Source organism: Microbispora sp. CL1-1 (genome assembly GCF_012034195.1).
Lineage (GTDB): Bacteria > Actinomycetota > Actinomycetes > Streptosporangiales > Streptosporangiaceae > Microbispora.
Window position 1 is genome coordinate 1 of sequence record NZ_JAATEK010000050.1, and the last position, 18,946, is coordinate 18,946.

Annotated in this window: 15 protein-coding genes and 1 pseudogene; 7 read left to right on the forward strand and 9 right to left on the reverse strand. The window is 70.4% G+C overall.

The window, feature by feature from the left end:
* Positions 1-576: 576 nt before the first annotated feature.
* Positions 577-2,109 (reverse strand): FAD-dependent oxidoreductase, encoded by a 1,533-nt coding sequence (locus tag HCK04_RS35295; protein ID WP_142651697.1) that lies wholly within the window; start codon positions 2,107-2,109, stop codon positions 577-579.
* Positions 2,110-2,524: 415 nt separating this feature from the next.
* Between HCK04_RS35295 and HCK04_RS35300 the strand changes: the two genes are divergently transcribed.
* The gene (locus HCK04_RS35300; protein ID WP_142651698.1) at positions 2,525-2,980 is read left to right on the forward strand and encodes a transcriptional regulator; all 456 of its coding nucleotides are present in this window, start codon (positions 2,525-2,527) and stop codon (positions 2,978-2,980) included.
* A 9-nt stretch (positions 2,981-2,989) separates the two neighbouring features.
* Positions 2,990-3,802, forward strand: coding sequence for a class I SAM-dependent methyltransferase (locus HCK04_RS35305; RefSeq protein WP_142651699.1), 813 nt, complete (start codon positions 2,990-2,992; stop codon positions 3,800-3,802).
* A 99-nt stretch (positions 3,803-3,901) separates the two neighbouring features.
* On the opposite strand, the pseudogene helR reads toward HCK04_RS35305, so the two are convergent.
* A pseudogene (gene helR, locus HCK04_RS35310) lies at positions 3,902-6,046 on the reverse strand (RNA polymerase recycling motor ATPase HelR).
* A 330-nt stretch (positions 6,047-6,376) separates the two neighbouring features.
* Between helR and HCK04_RS35315 the strand changes: the two are divergent.
* The 3 genes from HCK04_RS35315 to HCK04_RS35325 all read left to right on the forward strand — a co-directional run bounded on the left by HCK04_RS35315 (position 6,377) and on the right by HCK04_RS35325 (position 9,285).
* A complete protein-coding gene (locus HCK04_RS35315; protein WP_142651700.1) occupies positions 6,377-7,009 on the forward strand; it encodes a LysE family translocator in 633 nt (210 codons plus the stop codon).
* Entirely contained in the window at positions 7,006-7,749 is a 744-nt protein-coding gene (locus tag HCK04_RS35320; protein WP_142651701.1) for an alpha/beta hydrolase, read from the forward strand. The genes HCK04_RS35315 and HCK04_RS35320 overlap by 4 nt, the downstream gene beginning before the upstream one ends.
* Positions 7,750-7,845: 96 nt before the next feature.
* Positions 7,846-9,285, forward strand: coding sequence for a PLP-dependent aminotransferase family protein (locus HCK04_RS35325; RefSeq protein WP_142651702.1), 1,440 nt, complete (start codon positions 7,846-7,848; stop codon positions 9,283-9,285).
* 22 nt (positions 9,286-9,307) lie between these two features.
* Here HCK04_RS35325 and HCK04_RS35330 read toward each other — a convergent pair whose 3' ends face one another.
* From HCK04_RS35330 to HCK04_RS35340, 3 genes are all read right to left on the reverse strand, one after another.
* Positions 9,308-10,663 carry an FAD-binding oxidoreductase gene (locus tag HCK04_RS35330; RefSeq protein WP_142651703.1) on the reverse strand — a complete coding sequence of 452 codons (1,356 nt, stop codon included), beginning with the start codon at positions 10,661-10,663 and terminating at the stop codon, positions 9,308-9,310.
* 377 nt (positions 10,664-11,040) lie between these two features.
* Positions 11,041-11,457: a nuclear transport factor 2 family protein gene (locus HCK04_RS35335; RefSeq protein ID WP_142651704.1), complete on the reverse strand. Its 417-nt coding sequence runs from the start codon at positions 11,455-11,457 to the stop codon at positions 11,041-11,043.
* A gap of 405 nt (positions 11,458-11,862) precedes the next feature.
* Positions 11,863-12,294: an Rrf2 family transcriptional regulator gene (locus HCK04_RS35340; protein ID WP_142651705.1), complete on the reverse strand. Its 432-nt coding sequence runs from the start codon at positions 12,292-12,294 to the stop codon at positions 11,863-11,865.
* Positions 12,295-12,634: 340 nt separating this feature from the next.
* On the opposite strand from HCK04_RS35340, the gene HCK04_RS35345 reads away from it, so the two are divergent.
* On the forward strand, positions 12,635-13,462 hold the full coding sequence (locus HCK04_RS35345; RefSeq protein ID WP_205831113.1) for a hypothetical protein: 828 nt from the start codon (positions 12,635-12,637) through the stop codon (positions 13,460-13,462).
* Positions 13,463-13,626: 164 nt separating this feature from the next.
* Here HCK04_RS35345 and HCK04_RS35350 read toward each other — a convergent pair whose 3' ends face one another.
* From HCK04_RS35350 to HCK04_RS35365, 4 genes are all read right to left on the reverse strand, one after another.
* On the reverse strand, positions 13,627-14,607 hold the full coding sequence (locus tag HCK04_RS35350; RefSeq protein WP_142651706.1) for an aldo/keto reductase: 981 nt from the start codon (positions 14,605-14,607) through the stop codon (positions 13,627-13,629).
* Positions 14,519-14,980: a MerR family transcriptional regulator gene (locus HCK04_RS35355; protein WP_142651707.1), complete on the reverse strand. Its 462-nt coding sequence runs from the start codon at positions 14,978-14,980 to the stop codon at positions 14,519-14,521. The genes HCK04_RS35350 and HCK04_RS35355 overlap by 89 nt, the downstream gene beginning before the upstream one ends.
* A gap of 79 nt (positions 14,981-15,059) precedes the next feature.
* Positions 15,060-17,144, reverse strand: coding sequence for a cellulose binding domain-containing protein (locus HCK04_RS35360; RefSeq protein ID WP_142651708.1), 2,085 nt, complete (start codon positions 17,142-17,144; stop codon positions 15,060-15,062).
* Between the two features lie 182 nt (positions 17,145-17,326).
* Positions 17,327-17,959 (reverse strand): TetR/AcrR family transcriptional regulator C-terminal domain-containing protein, encoded by a 633-nt coding sequence (locus tag HCK04_RS35365; protein ID WP_142651709.1) that lies wholly within the window; start codon positions 17,957-17,959, stop codon positions 17,327-17,329.
* Positions 17,960-18,076: 117 nt separating this feature from the next.
* Here HCK04_RS35365 and HCK04_RS35370 point away from each other — a divergent pair, with 117 nt between their 5' ends.
* Complete coding sequence (locus HCK04_RS35370) at positions 18,077-18,889, forward strand: hypothetical protein (RefSeq protein WP_142651710.1); 813 nt, start codon at positions 18,077-18,079, stop codon at positions 18,887-18,889.
* The last annotated feature ends 57 nt before the right edge of the window (positions 18,890-18,946 follow it).

Here is an 18,946-nt window from a genome sequence, read left to right on the forward strand (position 1 = left end):
GCCCGCCGACCTCCCCGGAGCACCAGACACGATCATGGCCCCACCATGCCCTCCCACCACCCCACCAGCACAAACCCCCGCAGAAACCCCGGCACAAGCAGCGGGCAGGCAGACAAAGCGGACAGCCGATGCCGACAGTCGCGGCAGGGAAGCGCAGGACAACGGCACATCACAGGACGAATCGGGAGCAAGTTTCATCCAGCGCGACCTCGAGACACCGCCCTTTTGACGACTTGACGACGCCTCGCTCGGCACGGGTTCAAGGGAGAAACCGTTCATGGAAGAAGCGTGCGCGGGGAGTACCGGTTCCTGACGGTCGCTTCACAGCGTGCCGTTGTTCCATCGCTGTTCCATTGGCGCGCCACTTCGGCCGCCCGATTGCGGATCAGCCCGCTCGCCGACGCCGCGGATCGACCCGCGGAGTTTCTTGGAGTGCCAGGGTTAGGCGGCGCTTCTTGAGCGCCAGGGTCACCTGCCCTTGCTCTGCAGTGCCTTGGTCCGTAGAACCTTCGTCCGTAGAACCTTCGTCTGTAGCGCCTTCGTCTGCAGGGCCTCCTCGGCCGCGCCGAGCCCTTCCTAAGCCGCGATGAGGGTCGGGTCGCCGAACCAGCGGGCCGCAGCGTGCCGGAACGCCTCGCGGTCGGGGTCGCGTCCGCCGGTCCAAGCGACGACGCCGTCGGGCCGGATCAGTAGGGCGCCGAATCCGAGGTCGTCGCGCACCGGCCCGGCCGCGTAGCGGATCCGGTCCTTCCAGCTCGTCGCCGCGTCGTGCAGGCACTGGCCGGTGGTGAAGTCGAGCGCGACGCCCTGTCCTTCGCGCAGCAGGTCGCCGAGGCGGGTGCCGTCGGCGAAGTGGAAGTCCGGGGCGGTCCGGCCGACGAGTGGGTGCTCATCGCCCAGGTCGTAGCGATGGAACAGTCCCGAGGTGCTGCGGAACACGTGAGTGGTGCCGTCGCGGGTGGCGAGCAGATCGTGGACGAGGCGTCGCAGGGCCGGGGCGTTGGGGCCGGGGTTCATGGTCGCGACCTGGGCGCGTGACCAGTCGAGGATCGCCGCGCCGACGGGGTGGCGTTCGGAGGTGTAGGTGTCGAGCAGGCCGTCCGGCGCGGTGCCGTGGACGGTAGCGGCGAGCTTCCATCCGAGGTTCACGGCGTCGCCGATGCCGAGGTTGAGGCCCTGGCCGCCGAGCGGGGAGTGGATGTGGGCGGCGTCGCCGGCGAGCAGGACGCGGCCGTGCCGGTAGGTCGTGGCCTGCATCGCGCGGTCGGTGAAGCTGGAGGCGAGATGCACCTCGGTGATGGTCGCGTCGGTGCCGGAGACCCGGCGCAGGACCGTCTGAAGGTGCTCGCGCGTCAACGGCTGCGAGCGATCGAAGGCGCCGCCGTCGAAATCCATCATGCCCAGATGTCCATCGAAGGGCGTCCGCAGATACATGCCGGTCGGCGTCAGGGTGAAGCCCAGGCGCAGCGCATGCGGATCGGCGAAGGTGACGTGGGCGACGTAGCCGGTGAACAGCGGCGGCGTGCCGGCGAAGCGGAAGCCCGCGAGCTCGCGCACCGTGCTGCGCCCGCCGTCGCATCCCACGAGCCAGCGCGCCGGGTGGTCGCGCCCGCCTGCGCGGGCGACGACGGTGTCGCCGTCCTGGGCCACGGCCTCGACGGCAGCACCCCGCACGACCTGTACGCCGAGCCGGGCCGCCCGCTCGGCCAGCACCGTGCAGACCGCGTCGAGGCTGGTCATGATGCCCTCCATCGCCGGGCCGGGCAGCCGGAACGGAAGGGCGGCGGTGTCGATGCCGGCCGGGTCGAGCGGCATGCCCGCGAAATGGCTCACGGCACGAGGCGCGGGCGCCTCCCGCGCGCCGGGGTCCGCGCCGACCTGCGCCCCGTCGGCGCCCGAGCCTTTCAGTAGCTCTCCCAGCATCCCGCGGCGGTAGAACGTCTCCATCGATCCGGGGTTCAGGCCCCGCATCCCCAGCGGGAGCGTCTTCCACGGTGTGGACGGCTCCTCGTCCCGCTCCAGCACCAGGACCGAGCAGTCCGCCAGCGCCAGCTCACCGGCGAGGAACAGGCCCACCGGGCCGGCCCCCACGATCACCACGTCGTACACGTCGAGGCTCCTTCGACCAGGGCCGCCCGGCGGAGGCTCTCAGAGGGCAGCGTTTGGAACATCGCTCCAACACTGGAACCGTACTCCATGTGGAGCAATGCTCCAAACCTGTGTGCGGACGCGTCAGGCCGGATTCGGGTCGGAGTCCGCGCGGTCGCCGCCGCGGGCGATCGAGGGTCGTTCCAAGCAAAGATTGACATTGATAGACATTTCAGTCAGAGTTGAAACAACTAGCAACCAGTTATGGAGCACGCCATGGAACGCGTGGCCTTCAACGGCCTCGTCACCCGCTGCGCGGGCGAGCCCAAGTGCCTCGCGGACATCACCCCGACACCCACCTCCGAGACGGTGGCCGCCATGGCACAGTGAACCGGCACACGGAACCGGCACGCGATCGACAAGGGAGGACGCGACGATGAGCACTGAGGCACAGCAGGACCGGCTGCTCCGCTGGGTGGAGCGGGTGGCGGCCTTCTGCGTCGAGGAGTGGGGGCTGCCGCCCATCACCGGGCGCATCCTCGGCTGGCTCATGATCTGCGATCCGGCCGAGCAGTCCGCCGGCCAGATCGCGGACGTCATCCAGGCCAGCCGGGCTTCGCTCACCTCGAACATGCGTTTCCTCACGGCCATCGGCCTGGTCAAGAAGGTGAGAAGGCCCGGCGATCGCGTCTCCTACTACCGCATCGAAGACGACGCCTGGCAGAAGGTCATCCAGCGCAAGCTCGAAAGCCTGAGCGCGTTCGGCGAGATCGCCGACGAAGGGCTCGACATCGTGGGCGGCGAGGGGCACCGCACCGAGCGCATCAAGGCCGCCCACGACTCCCTGACGTGGCTGCAGGACCTCGCAGCCCGTCATCCGTTACACCGTTAAGGAATCCCCATGCACCGCCTGCACCCCCAGCTCGGGCTGATCCAGGAAACGTCGCTCCTCACTCTCTACGCCAAGGCCCTGGACGCCGTACGGCCCAGCCCGATCCTCGGCGACACGCTCGCCGCCGACCTGGCAGACACCATCGACTACGACTTCGGCAAGCTGAAGGTCAAGCCCAGCCTCGTCGTCAGCACGGCACTGCGCACCAAGAAGCTCGACGACGTCGTCCGCGCCTTCATGGCCGCTCATCCCGGATGCGTGGTGCTCGACCTGGGCTGCGGCCTGGACACCCGGGTGTTCCGCTGTGCTCCGCCGCCCGGCGTCGACTGGTACGACATCGACTTCCCGGAAGTGGTGGACCTGCGGGCCGAGTGCCTGCCCGGCCCTTCCCACCTGGTCGGAGCCGACCTCACCAGTACAGACTGGATCACAGCCGTCCCCGGCGACCGCCCGGCGATGATCGTCGCCGAGGGGGTGTTCCCCTTCATGACCGGCGACTCCTTCCAGTCGCTGACCCGGGCGCTGACCGGCCACTTCCCTTCGGGCGAGCTCGCGCTCAACGGCTACACGCGATTCGCCGCCTGGACGATGAAATATCACCCGACGATCAAGGCGCTCGGCGTCAAGGCCGCCCAGGGCTTCGACGACCCGCACGAACCGGAGTCCTGGCACGCCGGCCTCGAACTGGTCGAGGAGCAGTTCGTCACCCGCGCACCGGAAACGGCCCTGTTCCCGCAACCCCTGCGCGCGCTGAGCCGTCTCATGGCCCGCAGCACGGCCTTGTCCCGGCAAGGGGCACGCATTCTCCGCTATCGGTTCTGAGCCCGCGCGACCGGCGGTGGCGGCAAGCGGGAGGGGCGGGCGCGGCACCGTCGTCGGAGCCCGGGCATCGCGGCATCGACGCCGTACGCGGGCGAGACGTCAGCTCGTGAGGATGACGAGCCGCTGGGTCGCCCTGGTCATGGCGACATAGCGGTCGACCGCCCCTTCGATGCCTTCGCCGAACTTCTCCGGGTCGACGAGGACGACCAGGTCGAACTCGAGCCCCTTCGACAGTTCCGGGGACAGCGAACGGACGCGCGCGCTGCCCTGGAACGCGGGATGGCCGATGACGCAGGCGGTCCCCTCGGCATTGGCGGCGAGCCAACTGTCGAAGATCGAGCGCAGCTCCGAAAGCGAGCCGTACTTGACGGGGACGCCGCTGCTGCGGACGGAGACCGGCACGTTGGCGTCCGGGAGCATGGCCCGGATGACCGGCTCGGCCTCCGCCATGACCTCTTCCGGCGTCCGGTAGTTGATGCTCAGGGAGGCGAGTTCGATCCGATCGAGCCCGATCCGCTTGAGCCGTTCCTGCCACGACTCGGTGAACCCGTGCCTGGCCTGTGCGCGATCTCCGACGATCGTGAAGCTCCGGGACGGGCAGCGGAGCAGCAGCATCTGCCACTCCGCATCGGTGAGCTCCTGCGCCTCGTCCACGACGACGTGCGCGAACGGTCCGGCGAGCCGGTCCGGGTCGGGCGCGGGCAGCTCGGACTCGTCGACCAGATTGCGCTGCAGGTCCTCCCGGCGCAGCTGCGTCACCAGGCCCTCGCCGTCGTCGTCGGCTTCGATCAGGTTCTCGACGACCTGCGCCATGTGCTCGCGCTGGGCGGCGAGCGTGGCCTCCCTGCGTCGCCTGCGTCGCGACGCCTCCGGGTCGCCGAGCCGCTGCCGCGCCGCGTCGAGGAGCGGCAGGTCGGACACCGTCCAGGCCTGGGCGTCCGCGCGCTACAGCTTCCGCACCTCGTCGGGGCTGAGCCACGGTGCGCACAACCGCAGGTAGGCGGGCACCGACCACAGGTCTCCGACGAGGTCGGCCGGCTCGATCAGCGGCCAGGCGCGGTTGAAGGTCGTGAGCAGTTCCCTGTCGCGCAGCAGCGACTTGCGGACCAGGTCGGCCGGCGCGTCGCCGTCGTGCTTGTCCACCAGGATGGTGAGCAGTTCCGCCCAGATCTGGTCACGCGCCTCGTTGTGGGGAGTGCCCGGGTCGGGTGCGTCGAACGCCTCGGCCCAGTCGTCGGCGCTGACCGGGATGCTTGACCAGGGGGTCGTGACCGTCATCGGCGTGGTGGGCGGATTCTCGTAGAACCTGACGGCAGGCTCGATCGCCTTTACCAGGTCCGCGGACGACTTCAGGCGGGCCACATCCGGGTCGGTCTCCACCGTCGCGGCCGCTCCCTCGGGGACGAGGTCCCGCAGGGTGCAGGTCTGCACACCCTCCTCGCCGAGGCTGGGCAGGACGTCGGCGACGTACGCCAGGTAGGGCTGGTGCGGGCCGACGAACAGTACGCCGCCCCGGCGGTGGCCGACGCGAGGGTCGGAGTAGAGGAGATAGGCGGAGCGGTGCAGGGCGACGACGGTCTTCCCCGTGCCCGGACCGCCGTCGACGACGAGGGCGCCCCGGGACCCGGCGCGGATGACGGCGTCCTGGTCGGCCTGGATGGTGCCGAGCACGTCGCGCATCCGCGGTGACCGGCTGCCGCCCAGGCTCGCGATGAAAGCGGACTGGTCGTCGAGCGCGGCGTGCCCTTCGAACCCGTCCGGGGTGAACACCTCGTCCCAGTAGTCGCTGATCCGGCCCCGGGTCCAGCGATACCTGCGGCGGCTGGCCAGACCCATCGGATTGGCGTGTGTGGCGCCGAAGAACGGCTCGGCCGCGGGGGAGCGCCAGTCGAGCAGCAGCCGGCGACCGGCGCTGTCGGTGAGGCCGAGCCGTCCGATGTACACGGGCTCGGGATCGTCCTCGCCGACCATGTGTCCGAGGCACAGGTCGAGACCGAAACGACGCAGCACGCGCAGGCGGGCGGTCAGGCGATGGACCTCCAAGTCCCGGTCCATCGCCTGCCTGCCCTTGCCGCCGGGCGCCTTGAGCTCGGCGTCGAGGCGACCGGCCAGGTCGGCGATCGACTGTTCGAGGCTCTCCGCGATGGCCGCGAAGTGCCGCTCGTCGGCGGCGACCAACTTCGGATCGGCCTTGTGGGAGAGGTGGCCGGGAAGGTCGAACGCGCTGGTGGGCAGCGGGTTCACGTCATCAGCTCCGATCTGGGTCGCTAGCGACCGTTCAACGCACCAAGGCGCCCGAACCGGCGTGACGAAGTCCCCGCGCGGCCCATGCGTCGACGGCAACGCGCACGTCGCGTCCCCCGTTTTCCGCAGGCGCTGCTTCCGGCCGATGATTGTGGGGCACGGCAGGGGCCTTGCCGCAAGCCCCCCTGGACGCTATACGTTGAAGGTGGAAAGGGATGGACAGTCCCCTTTTCTCCTTCTCGCGCCGGGGAGGCACAGCCACCTCACGGAGCGGTGCACCGGCTGGTAATGCGGTTGCGGGGCTCGGAGCCCGGCCGAAACCATGAGCGCATGATCTGGATCGCTTTCGTCGGTTCGTGTTTCCTGCTCGCGATGATCCCGGGTGTCAGCACCGCGGTGATCTTGAGACAGACGCTCAGGGCCGGGCGCTCGTCCGGTGTGGCGGCGCTCCTCGGCAACGAAACGGGCATCTTCCTGTGGGCGATGGCCGCCGTGTTCGGTCTGTCCGCGCTGGTCCTGGCCTCGGAGGTCGCCTACGGCGTCATGAAGGCGGTGGGCGCCGCGCTGCTGATCGTGATGGGCGTGCAGTCGCTGTGGAAGGCCCGGCGGGCGCCGGAGGCGCTCGACCCGGGCGTGCCGTACGGTGGGGGAGAGGCGCGCGGCGGATGGCGCCGCTCGTACGGCCTGGGGCTCGCCACCTGCGGCGCCAATCCCAAGGCGGCCGTGTTCGCGATGTCGTTCCTGCCGCAGTTCGTGCCCCAGGGCGCCAATGTGCCGCTGACCCTGACCATGCTCGCGGTGATCTGGGTGGTCGTGGACGTCGCCTGGTACGTCGGGGTGATCTGGCTGATCGGCCAGGCCGGCGCCGTGCTCGGCAGGCCCGCGGTCCGCCGCCGTTTGGAACAGGTGTCGGGGACGGTCCTGGTCGCCCTCGGCGTCCGCGTCGCTTTGGAGGCCCGATGACCGTCTGGCACGAGGAAAGCGGCTCCGGCGAGCCCGTCGTCCTGCTGCACTCCGGCGTCGCCGACTCGGGCATGTGGGATCCCCAGTGGAAGCCGCTGGGCGAGCGGTTCCGCGTCATCCGGCTCGACTTCCGGGGGCACGGGCGCACGCCGTGCGTCGCCGACGGGCCCTACACGGACGCCGGCGACGTGGCGGACCTGCTCGCCGCCCTCGGGCTGCGCCAGGTCGGGCTCGTCGGATCGTCGTACGGCGGGCGGGTCGCGCTTGAGCTCGCGACCGGGCATCCCGGCCTCGTCTCGCGGCTCGTGCTGCTGAACGCGGGCTGCGGCCTGCCTCCGACCCCCGACCTGGAAGCGTTCGGGACGGAGGAGGACCGGCTGATAGAGGCGGGCGACGTTGGAGGAGCGGTGGACCTCAACGTCCGCACGTGGCTGGGTCCCGAGGCGGACGAGCCGGTCAGGACGCGGCTGGCCGCGATGCAGCGGCACGCGTTCGAGGTACAGCTCGCCGCCGATCCCGAGCCCGAACGGGGCAGGGACCCGATCGACCTGACGGTGGTCACCACGCCCACGCTGGTGGTCACCGGCGGGCACGACCTGCCGTACTTCCGGGAGAGCGGGCGTCACCTGGCCGAGAGGCTGCCGGACGCCACACTGCTCGAACTCGACTGGGCCGGTCACCTGCCGAGCCTGGAGCGCCCCGACGAGGTCACCCGTCTGCTCGGCGAGTTCCTCTCCTGATCTACTTTGTAAAGGCGCTCGGCTGTCGAACAACCTCACAAAACGAACACATCCGCCACGAGCCCCGACAGCGCCGGCCCGGTAGGGTCCGATCCCGTGGGGCGATTGAGGACCGGCTCCGGCCCGGCCGAGGACCTGCTCATCGAACTGGACCGCAACGCCGGGGTGCCACTGCACCGGCAGATCGAGGCGTCCATCCGCGCGAGCATCCGGGCCGGCCGGTTGCGTGCGGGCGCGTCGCTGCCTCCCACCCGCACGCTCGCGGCCGGGCTCGGGGTTTCTCGCGGGGTGGTCGTGGAGGCCTACCAGCAGCTCGTGGCCGAGGGCTACCTCGCCAGCCGATCGGGGGGTTACACCCAGGTCGCCGTGTCGATGCCGCCGGCCGCTACCGAAGCCGACGCAGGCACTGGGGCGGCGACGGCGCAGCCGGACCCCCGTGGTGCCGGCTTCAGGATCGACTTCGGATACGGGCGCACCGACGTGTCGCAGTTTCCGCGGGCCGCCTGGCTGCGCTCGGTGCGCACCGTGCTCACCACCACACCCAACGACCGGTTCGTCTACCTCGACGGGCGCGGGGTGCCGGAACTGCGGCAGGCCCTGTGCGACTACCTCAACCGGGTGCGCGGCACGCTGGCCGACCCCGGCAACGTGGTCGTCTGCAACGGCTATGGGCAGGGCATCTCGCTGCTGATCCAGGTGCTCGCGCGGCGCGGCGCCAGGCGGATCGCCCTGGAGGACCCGTCGTCCGACGACGACGCCCGGGTGCTCGCAGCGGCCGCGGGTCTGGACGTGGTCGGCATCCCGGTGGGCCCGGACGGCGTTCAGGTCGAGGCCCTCGACCTGGTCGACGCCGACGCGCTGGTCCTCACGCCGTCGCACCAGTGGCCGACCGGCGGGGTGCTGTCGTCTGCGGCCAGGGCCGAGGTGATCCGCTGGGCGAGACGCCGCGGCGCGATCGTGATCGAGGACGACTACGACGCGGAGTACCGCTACGACCGGTCTCCGGTGGGCGCCATGCAGGGCCTGGCGCCCGAGCATGTCGTCTACTGCGGCACGGCCAGCAAGACGCTCGCGCCGGGGTTGCGGCTCGGCTGGATGGTGGTGCCCGCTCACCTGGTCGCCGACGTCGCGTCGGCGAAGCTGCTCGCCGACCGGGGTTCGTCGGTCATCGACCAGCTGACGTTCGCCGACTTTCTCGGCCGCGGCGAGTTCGACCGTCACCTGCGCCGGATGCGTCCGGTCTACCGGCGCCGGCGTGACGCGCTGCTGGACGCGCTGCGCACGCAGCTGCCGGATCTGCGACCGGCCGGGATCGCCGCCGGGCAGCACGTGGTCGCCTGGCTCCCGCCCGGCCTCGACGAGGTGGCGGTGGTGGCGGCCGCCGCCCGGCGCGGGCTCCGCATCCAGGGCGTCGGGCGGTTCCGGATCTCCGGTAGCGGGCCCGGTGGCCTGATCTTCGGCTACGCCATCCTCAGCGAGAGCGCCATCGCCGAGGGGGTCGCGCTGCTGGCGGCGGCCATCCGGGACGGATCCTGACGGGCCCGTCACAGCGCCGCCGTCACTGGGCCGGGCGGATGTTCTGGTTCAGGTGGAACACATTCGCCGGGTCGTAGGCGGTCTTCAAAGCGGTCAGCCGGGCCAGCTTCGCCGCCGAGTACGCCCGCCGCACGCCGCGCTTCCCGTCGGCCAGTTCGTCGGCCGACAACGAGTTGACGTAGACGCCGCTGGCGTACGGCTCGAGCGAGGCGCCGGCCGCGCGGGCCGCACCCATCCTGGCGTCGTCCTCGGCCGGGTCGGTCCAGCGGGCGCCGGCGCCGAACTCGAACATCGTGCCGCGGTGGCTGAACGCCGCGTCCGCGTCCGGGACGTCGTTGATCGCGCCGCCGTGAGCCTGCAGGCCGACGCCCGGCAGCTCCGGGCTCGCGGTCAGGTCGGAGCGGCCGCGCAGCAGGGAGGCCTCGATCGCCGCGGTGGGGAAGCTCCGCAGGTAGTGCCCCGTGGAATAGCGGCGGTACGCGTGGCCGCCGGTGGAGTCGTCGCGCTGCTGCAGTTCGAGGTAGGACGGTGTGGTGACGCGGGAGGCGATCGGACGCCCGAGCGCGGCCATCGCGGGGAGCAGCCGGCGGCCCTCGTCCGGGTCGCCGACCCACACGAACCCCAGCGTGGCGATCGGGCCGGCGGGAGAGCTCGCGACGCTGGCGGTGAACGTCGCCTGCCGGGGCGCGACGGCGTTCAGGTCGCGCCAGCGCTCGATGACCGGGACGGCGTCCTCGGCGCGGAAGTCGGACTCGGCGACCAGCGTCCGCGTGCCGGTGTGGTGCAACCGGAACTCGAATTCGGTGACGATGCCGAAGTTGCCGCCACCGCCGCGCAGGCCCCAGAACAGGTCGGGGTTCTCGGTGCGGCTCGCGGTGACCACGTCGCCCTCGGCGGTGACCACCGTGTAGGAGGCGACGTTGTCGCAGGCCAGGCCATACTGGCGGGCCAGCCAGCCCATGCCGCCGCCGAGCGTGAGCCCGCCGACGCCGGTGTGGGAGACGTTGCCTGCGGTGGTGGCCAGGCCGTACGCCTGGGACGCCCGGTCCAGCGCACCGAGCAGCGCGCCGCCCTGCACCCGTGCCCGGCGGCGGGCCGGATCGACCCGCACGCCGCCCATGGGCGTGAGGTCGATCATGAGACCACCGTCGGGCACGGCGAAGCCGGCGGCGTTGTGGCCGCCGCAGCGCACGCCGATCTCGAGGTCCTGCTCGCGGGCCAGCCGTACGGCGGTGACCACGTCGGCGACGCTCGCCGCGCGGACGATCATTCGCGGACGCCGGTCGATCATGGCGTTCCAGATGGTGCGGGCGGTGTCGTAGCCGGTGTCGCCAGGGGTGAGCACCTGGCCGTCGAAACGCGTTGCCGTTGTCGTCATGTCCCTCAGCCTGGCAGGAATCGGTACCCTCGATAAGATCCGATCCTGCGGGCGTATTCAGGACCAATTTCCGGTGACCGAGTGGTGCCCCACCGTGCGCGAGCTCGACATGAGCGAACAATCCGGCCTCGGGCCGGGGCCCAGTGCCGAGGGTCGACCGTCAGCTGGTCGGCTCTGAGCGACGAACGATCTCAGGGGTGGCCCGCGCTGGGCGCGGACCATCCCTGATGTGCGTACAGCCCGTTCTGGATGAGCGCGACGATGATGCGGAGCATGCCGTAGGGCGAGTTCTGCTGTCCGATCCGGTTTTGGCCGTGTTCGGCCGACCCTCTACGTACACGTCCGGCCGTGCCGCGGGGACCTGAGTGCTCTCCCGCTCAGGCGGCGTTGAACGCCTCGGCGACGGTCAGCGTGTCCTCGTACAGGTGCATGCGAACGATCCGGCCGTCCTCGACGGCCAGGTGCATGGCCACCGGTGTGGTGAACTCCTTGCCGCTGGCCACGGCGGTATGCGTGAAGACCGCCAGCAGCACCACGTCGCCACCGTCGACGATGACGCGCTCCAGCACGACCTTGCTCCTGCCGTGCGCGAAGTGCGGCCACATCGTGGTGAAGTACGGCGCGACCTCCTCCCGGCGCGTACGGCGCCCGGTCCAGGGCAGCGCGTCACTGCCGGGGACGTGCCAGTCGATCTCCTCGGCGAACAGTTCCTGGATGCCGTCGGGGTCCTGCCTGCCGAGGCGCTCCAGGAACTTCTCGGCCACGGTCCGCGAGGTCTGAGCATCTGTCGCCATCGTCGTTGTCCTTGTCCTTTGTCTCTTCGTCTGCTGTCTCTTCGTCTGCCTGAGGTGCCGGTCGGGCCTCAGCCCTGGAACAGCCAGTGCGTGCCGCTCAGCGGCCCGCCGCACTGCATGAGCGCCCCGCCTTCACGCGGCGCGCCGAGGTGGACTGTCGGGAGCCCGAATTCGGCTCTTCATGACTCACTCCTTGCTGTGTCGTTGTGTCGCAGGCGTTGCGCCGGTGGCGGTCGCACGTGCGCGGCTCAGACGCCCCGGAGCGTCGAAGGCGTGCCACTTCGCCGATTCGGCGCCTCGTCCGGCTGTCCCATGAGGCGCTCCGATTCTTGATGTAACCATTTCGGTTACATCGGTGATGTGCGGAGTGCGATCACCTTCGGTCAGGGAAGCCGGCGGTCCGGATCAGGAGGCTTTCAAGACGTCCTGCAGCACGTCCTCCAGCGTCGTCCTGGCCAGCTCCCTGCGCAGAGCGGCCTCCACATGGTCGTACACGGCGGTCATCACTGGTCCGATGCCGTGGCCCACGACGCACTCGGGGTCCGGTGCCGCGGGATGCAGGGCGAAGAGCGGTCCCGGTTCGACCGCCTGGTAGACGTCGAGCAGGGTGATCGCCGCCAGGTCTCGCGCGAGCACCCAGCCTGCCCCCGCCCCCCGCCGTGACTCGGCCAGACCGGCCTTGCGCAGCTCGCCCAGCAGGCGGCGGATCACCACCGGATTGGTGTTGACGCTCGTCGCGATCTGCTCGGAGGTGGCGACTTCGTGGCCACGCCGCTGATACAGGCCGATCCATGTCAGGGCATGCGCCGCGATGGTCAGTCTGCTGTTGGCGCTCACGTCGAACTCCGCCTTTCCCCGACTCTGGTCGTAACCATAGATGTTACAACCGCATGCGGCAAGTTCTGCGGTGCCGGCCCCCGTCCGCGCTGTACCGCGGCATCGGCCGGCCATGGAGACGCCGCCGACGAAAGGCGAACTCAGGAAGGCGGCAACGAAAGCGGCGCGCTCGGCCGCACGCAGCTCGCGAGCGACGACCGGCCTCCTGCGGTTTCAGAAAACCTCGGTCTTCGAGACCGGCCGTCCGGCGGAGGTGTCGGATCCGGGCCGCGCCGTTCGTAGCTTGGGTGAGCGGTCACCCACGAGGGTGCTGCCACGACCAAAAGGGAGATGCCGACCGATGCTGTCTCACCCGCCGGCCAAGGTCCACCGCATGTTCGAGCTCGTCGAGCCGATCGGCACCGTCACCTTCTCCGAGGTGGTGAACGAGGCGTTCCTGGCCCTCGGCATGCGCAACTACTGGGACGGGTATTTCGCGGGCCGGGCCGCACCGCTGGGGGCGGCGCCGGCAGAGGTGGTGCACGCGGTCTTCTACAACTTCGCCGAGGGCGAGGTGGCACGCCACATCCCCTGGGTGTGGGGGAAGATCACTCCGGAGGAGGCGATCGCCGTACGCGAGCAGGCCAGCGCCACCGCCCTGCGGCAACTGCTGGGGGAGTGGGCCGGCTTTCCCGCCCTGGTGCGGATCGCCGACCTCGCCACCCGAGCAGCGGTCAGCGCGCCGCCCGAGGGCAGGCCGCTGTACGCGGGGCTCCGGGCGCTCGACGTGCCCGAGGAGCCGGTGGCCAGGCTGTGGCACGCGGCGACGCTGCTGCGGGAGCACCGCGGAGACGGGCACAACGCCGCCCTCGTCGCCCACGGTATCGGCGGCACCGAGGCCCATGTCCTGATGGCTCTGTCCCTCGGGATGATGGCGGAGGACTTCGGCCGGATCCACCACCTGCCCAAGGCGCGGCTGGCGGCCGTCGTCGACGGGCTCCGCGACCGCGGCCTCGTGGACGCCGCCGGCGGGTTCACCGACGCCGGCAGGGAGACCAGGCGGCGAATCGAGGCCCTCACCGACGAGCTGGCGGCTCCGGCGTACGACGTGCTCAGCGCGGACGAGCTCGACGAGCTGATCGCGGGGCTCGAACCGATCGCCGCCGCCGTGCAGGCCGCCGATGACTGAGGGGGCACTGAGTAGCTCCTGACCATCGGTGCGGCCTCGGCGAGCGCTCGCATAGATCAGATCTACTTTGTAAAGGCGCCAGACTGCTGGAAAACCAAGATCAACTCCAAAAAGACCAGCCCTCAACAACCGGGGAGCCCGGCGCGGGGCTCCCCGGTTGCCGGTCAGTGGTTGAGGGTGCTCATCCCGGCGGGGTCGTACCGCTCACCGGCGACCTGACCGGCGAGGGAGTCGAGCGCGTCGAGGTGCTCCGGCTCGAACTTGACGTCCAGGGCCGCGACGTTCTCCTCCAGCCGGACGACCCGCTTGGTGCCGGGGATCGGCACGACGTCGTCCCCGGCCCTGGTGAGCACCCAGGCGAGGGCCACCTGCGCCGGGGTCGCGCCGAGCGTAACGGCGATCTCGCCGACCTTGGCCACGAGGGCCTGGTTGGCGGCGAAGTTGTCGCCCTGCCAGCGGGGGTTGTGGTGGCGGAAGTCGTCGCCGGACAGTTCCCCGGTGTTCGTGAACGCGCCGGTCAGCAGGCCGCGTCCGAGGGGGCTGTAGGCCACCAGGCCGATGCCGAGCTCCCGGAGCGTGGGCAGCAGTTCGTTCTCGATGTCCCGGGTGAACAGCGAGTATTCGTACTGTCCCGCGGTGACCGGGTGGACGGCGTGCGCGCGGCGCACGGTGGCGGGCGCGGCCTCGGAGATGCCGAGGTGGCGGACCTTGCCGGCCTCGACCAGCTCCTTCATGGCACCCCAGGTCTCCTCGACGGGGACGCCTGGATCGATGCGGTGCTGGTAGTACAGGTCGATGTGGTCGACTCCGAGCCGCTCCAGCGAGGCGTCGCAGCAGCGGCGTACGTAGTCGGGGCGGCCGTTGATGCCCACGCGGGTGCCGTCGGGCAGGCGCTCGATGCCGAACTTGGTGGCCAGCACGACCTGGTCGCGCCGGTCGGCGATCGCCTTCCCGACGAGCCTCTCGTTGGTGAACGGCCCGTACGCGTCGGAGGTGTCGAGGAGGGTGATCCCCAGGTCGAGCGCGCGGTGGAGAGTGCGGATCGATTCGGCCTCGTCACCCGGGCCGTAGAAGTCGCTCATCCCCATGCAGCCAAGGCCGAGCGCCGAGGTGCGGAGGCCCTGGCCGAGTGTGTGCTGCTTCATTCTTCTCCCCTGATTTTGCGGCGTAGAGATCGATCTTCTGGTCGACGATCTCGAGATCGCTTCGAAGCTGCTCGATTTTGGCGATCACGTCGGCCCGGTGGGCCTCGAGCATCTCCTTGCGGGCCACGTACGTGTCCCGGCCCCTGCGGACGAGCTCGGCGTACCGGCGCATCGCGGCGATGGGCATGCCGCTCGCCCGCAGGCGGGTGAGCAGCGCGATCCATTCGGCGTCCCGCTCGGTGTAGCGCCGGTGGCCGTTGCCGCCGCGCGGCGGCGGCTCCAGCATGAGTCCGGTGCGTTCGTAGTAGCGCAGCGTGTGGGCGGTAAGGCCGGTACGCTGCGCTACCTGCGCGATGGTCATGCCCTCGTCCATGGGGACCAGTCTGGGAGTTAGAGCGCGCTCTAAGTCAAGTCGGCGATCATGGGGCTGTGTTCACGTGCGGTGGAGAGGTTCACTGTGCGGTGCAGAGGGTGCCGTTCAGGGTGAAGGCGGTCGGGAACACGTTGGGGCCGCTGTAGGCGCCGACGAAGCCCATGGAGGTGCTCGCGCCGGGGGCGAGCTTGCCGTTGTCCGGGGTGTTGGTGACGGTCACCGAGGTCCCGGTCTGCGTCCAGTTGGCGCTCCATCCGCTGCTGACGCTCTGCCAGGCGGTGGGCCAGGTGAAGTGGAGCGTCCAGCCGTCGATGGCGGCCGTGCCGGTGTTGGTGACGTCCACGGTGGCGACGAACCCGTTGCCCCAGTCGTTGGTGTCGGTCAGGCGTACCGAGCAGGAGCTCTCGTCGGGGCTGCCGGTGGCGAAGGTGAGCGGCGGGGAGGCCCAGGAGACCCGGCCGGCGGTGTCGCGGGTGATGACGTTGACCGTGTAGCGGGTGCCGGGGACGAGGTTGCGGACCGTGAAGGAGGTGCCGGAGGTCTCGCCGAGTTGTTCGGTGACGGCGCCGTTCTGGCGGTGGATCTCATACTTGGCGATGGGGCTCGCGCCGGGCTGGGCGGCGGGCCAGGTGATCGTGGCGGTCTTGTCGGTGACGCCGCTCGCGGCGGGCTGTCCGGGGGCGGTGGGGGCGCCGGTGGTGGCGGTGGCCGGGTGCAGCACCAGCGTGGTCAGCGAGTACGGCGGGAGTGTCTGGGCGGTGGCCGTGCCGGTCTGGCCGGTGCTGATCGAGGTGGCGCCGTTGGTGAGGGTCTGCACGGTGGGCGCTCCGGCGGCGGGGGCGAATCCCGCGTAGTCGATCTTCACCTGGTGTTCGGCGTCCGGGTCGCGGTTGATCAGCAGGACGGCGAGGTCGCCGTCGGCGCGGCGTACGGCGTGCGCGGCGACCAGCGGCTCGTCGGTGGCGGCGCGGACGAACCGGTCGCCGGGGCGGGCGAACGAGCTGATCATGGACAGCGCGTGGTAGGGGGCGAAGGGCGTGTTCAGCGGGGGTTCGCAGGTGTCGCCGGAGCATCCGCCGCTGGACAGCATGCCGAAGTCGCCGTAGTCGGTCTGGCCGGCGACGGTGGTGACGGTGCCGATGCCGTTGTGGACGTTCCACCAGTCGACGGTGAAGACGCCCTGTTCCAGGAGGCCGGCGTAGGCGTCGGCGGCGAACAGCGCGCCGGGCTGGGTGTTCGGCGCGATCCCGCTGTTGATCTCGGTCACCGCGATGCCGATGTCACCGGCGCGGGCGCCGGCGTGCTTGGCGATCTGCTTGCGGACCAGGTAGATCATGTCGGGGATGTGGGCGGTCTTGGTGAGGACGTCGGCCGCGTCGCTGTACGGCGGATACCAGTGCAGGATGACGAAGTCGATCTTCGAGGCGGCCATCGACAGGACGGTGGCGTTCCAGGTGGCCTGGTCGCCTTCGGCGACGATGCCGTCGGGCCAGTTGGCGGGGGTGGTGAGCACCGCGCCGATCTTGATGGTGGGGTCGACGGCCTTCATGGCGTCGGAATACTCGATGAGGTTCCTGGCGTATTCGGCCGGGCTCTTGTCGGCGTGGTCGTCGGCCTCCCAGTCGGCGCCGTAATGGCCGTTGCCGTAGTTCTCGTTGCCGATCTCCCAGAACTTCACGCCGTACTTCTTGGTGACGTTGGCGTACTCGACCCAGTCGGCGGCCTCCTGAGCGGTGCCGGTGCCGTAGTTGGCGATGATGATCGGCTGGGCGCCGGTGCGCCTGGCTCCGCTGATGAAGGTGTCGAAGTCGGTGCCGGGGGCGACGTAGCCGCCGGGGGCGGTGTGGGTCTTCCAGTGGTAGATGTCGGAGTACGACCCGCCCGGGTAGCGCAGCATCTTCACGCCGGCGGCCTTGAGGAGGTCGGCGGTCTCGTTCGTGCCGAGGTTGCTGTCCCAGATCGCGTGGTTGGTGCCCACGGCGGTGTCGGACACGGCGGCCAGGCCCGCGCGGGTGTTGACGGTGACGGTGACGGGCGTGGTGCCGGGCACGGTGTCGGGCGTGGTGTCGGCGGTCGCGGCGGGTACGCCGGTGAGGACCTGGGCGGCCACCGCTGCGCCCGTGACAAATGCGATGGCCGGCCTGGCGATGCGCAGGGTGCTCATTACGTCCCTTTTTTCTTGAGGATCTTGCTCGTGCGATCGTGATCAGGACGTACTGAAACGGTCAAGCGGAGGCCCCTCGGCAGGGCCCTGAGCTGCGGCGGAGTTAGGCGGGTCGTGCAACTTTCACGCGGAATTCCGTGGTGCCGGGATCGGCTTTCACGCGGACTCCCGCGCCTCAAAGGTCAGGACGCGGGGCCGGTCTGTGCGGCGGGACCGCGGACGATCAGCTCCACGCAGTCGCGGAACAGGTCGTCGACGGTGCGGCCGGGCTGGAAATACTCGGTCACACCGGCCATGACGGTGGGGTGCGCCGCTGCGTACGCGGCCATGTCGAAGCCGTCGAGGGCCTCCGCGTCGGGACGGCCGGCCTGTTCCTCCAGGACGTAGCCGACGGTGAAGCGCAACACCGTCAAGACGATGAGGCGGGCCTGCGGCAGGGGTATGCCACGCCCGACCAGCGTGCTCATCGCCAGTTCCGAGATGCCGGCCATCTTGAGGGACAGCGGGGAGACCGCGATGATGCGGGCTCCGTCCGGGTGGGCCAGCAGCGCGCGGCGCAGCCGCCCGGCCAGGCCGATCAGCCAGTCCTGCCAGTGCTCCTCGGGCGCGGCCGGTTCCGGCTCGGGGAACTGCTGCTCCAGGATCGCCTCGGCGATCGCGGTGACCAGCGCGGCCTTGTTCGGGAAGTGCCAATAGAGGGTCGGCGACTGTACGCCGAGCCGGGCGGCCAGTTTGCGCGTGGTGACGCCGTCGAGACCCTCCGTGTCGAGGAGCGCGACCGCTTCGGCGACGATCCGCTGCTTGTCCAGAGCCATTTCCGGCACCTCCCCGCCAGACCTTATCAGTGATAGAGTTACCTATCATTGATAGGGAACCGCTCGGTTGAACCCGCCGGGCCGGTGGCGCGTCCCTGAGGTATGAAGAGATCGCGTTTGGCCGTCATCGCACTGCTCGTGATGGTGTGCGCCTGCGGCCGGTCCGGTGCCGGTCCGGTGTCCACCGTGGGCGGGACCGAGACGATCGTCTTGCCGCGTGCCGGCCGGCCTGCGGCGCATCGGCCCACCCTGGAGCGGCTCAAGCGAGAGGCGGCGGAGTCGGGGCGGCCTCTGGAGGAGGTGGTCCGGCGGTACGCGGCCCGGATGGCCGCCACCTCGTCGCCCAGGCCCACGGACTTCGAGGGGTACGACCCGGCGGCGACCGAGCCGGAGGTGACGATCGACGGCATTCCGTACGCCGAGCTGGTCGACCTGGGCGCCATCGCCAGGTCGGAGGGGATCTCCTACGAGGAGGCCATCGACCGGTTCGGCTCGCAGTCGTCCAACCAACGGGTGATCGACAAGCTCAACGCGCAGTTCCCTGATGAGATCTCCGGCGTCCGATACGTCGACGACCAGCGGGGGCTGCGCGTCGGCTTCAAGGGCCGCATCCCGGCTCGGGCGATCGAGCTGGCCAGGACCCTTCCACTGGAGGTCACCCTGATCGGCGGCAAGGGATTTTCGGCCGCGGAGCTCCGGCGGGTGCGGGACGCCGTCGTCTCCCGGCTCGGATCCCGTCCCGAGGTGGCCACGATGACGGCGTACGCGGATGAGGAGACCGGGCGGGTCAAGGTCGTCGTTCAGCCGAAGGTGATGCCGGACGACGTGGAGGAGTTCACACGCGGGCTGCGGCTCCCGCGGCCGGACAATCCGTACATCACCGTCGAGGTCACCGTCTCCGCCGAATCGGTCGCCCCCCGGATGCAATGAGTGCCCGGCCGGCCCGCCGGGGGGCTTCGGCGGGCCGGCCGGAGCTCCCCGGGGCCG

Bases quoted from the DNA above. Each gene is read 5' to 3' on its own strand.
- HCK04_RS35300 (WP_142651698.1), top strand. From the start codon at position 2,525: ATGAGCACTGAGGCACAGCAGGACCGGCTGCTCCGCTGGGTGGAGCGG.
- HCK04_RS35305 (WP_142651699.1), top strand. From the start codon at position 2,990: ATGCACCGCCTGCACCCCCAGCTCGGGCTGATCCAGGAAACGTCGCTC.
- HCK04_RS35315 (WP_142651700.1), top strand. From the start codon at position 6,377: ATGATCTGGATCGCTTTCGTCGGTTCGTGTTTCCTGCTCGCGATGATC.
- HCK04_RS35320 (WP_142651701.1), top strand. From the start codon at position 7,006: ATGACCGTCTGGCACGAGGAAAGCGGCTCCGGCGAGCCCGTCGTCCTG.
- HCK04_RS35330 (WP_142651703.1), bottom strand. From the start codon at position 10,663: ATGACGACAACGGCAACGCGTTTCGACGGCCAGGTGCTCACCCCTGGC.
- HCK04_RS35335 (WP_142651704.1), bottom strand. From the start codon at position 11,457: ATGGCGACAGATGCTCAGACCTCGCGGACCGTGGCCGAGAAGTTCCTG.
- HCK04_RS35345 (WP_205831113.1), top strand. From the start codon at position 12,635: ATGCTGTCTCACCCGCCGGCCAAGGTCCACCGCATGTTCGAGCTCGTC.
- HCK04_RS35350 (WP_142651706.1), bottom strand. From the start codon at position 14,607: ATGAAGCAGCACACACTCGGCCAGGGCCTCCGCACCTCGGCGCTCGGC.
- HCK04_RS35355 (WP_142651707.1), bottom strand. From the start codon at position 14,980: ATGGACGAGGGCATGACCATCGCGCAGGTAGCGCAGCGTACCGGCCTT.
- HCK04_RS35360 (WP_142651708.1), bottom strand. From the start codon at position 17,144: ATGAGCACCCTGCGCATCGCCAGGCCGGCCATCGCATTTGTCACGGGC.
- HCK04_RS35365 (WP_142651709.1), bottom strand. From the start codon at position 17,959: ATGGCTCTGGACAAGCAGCGGATCGTCGCCGAAGCGGTCGCGCTCCTC.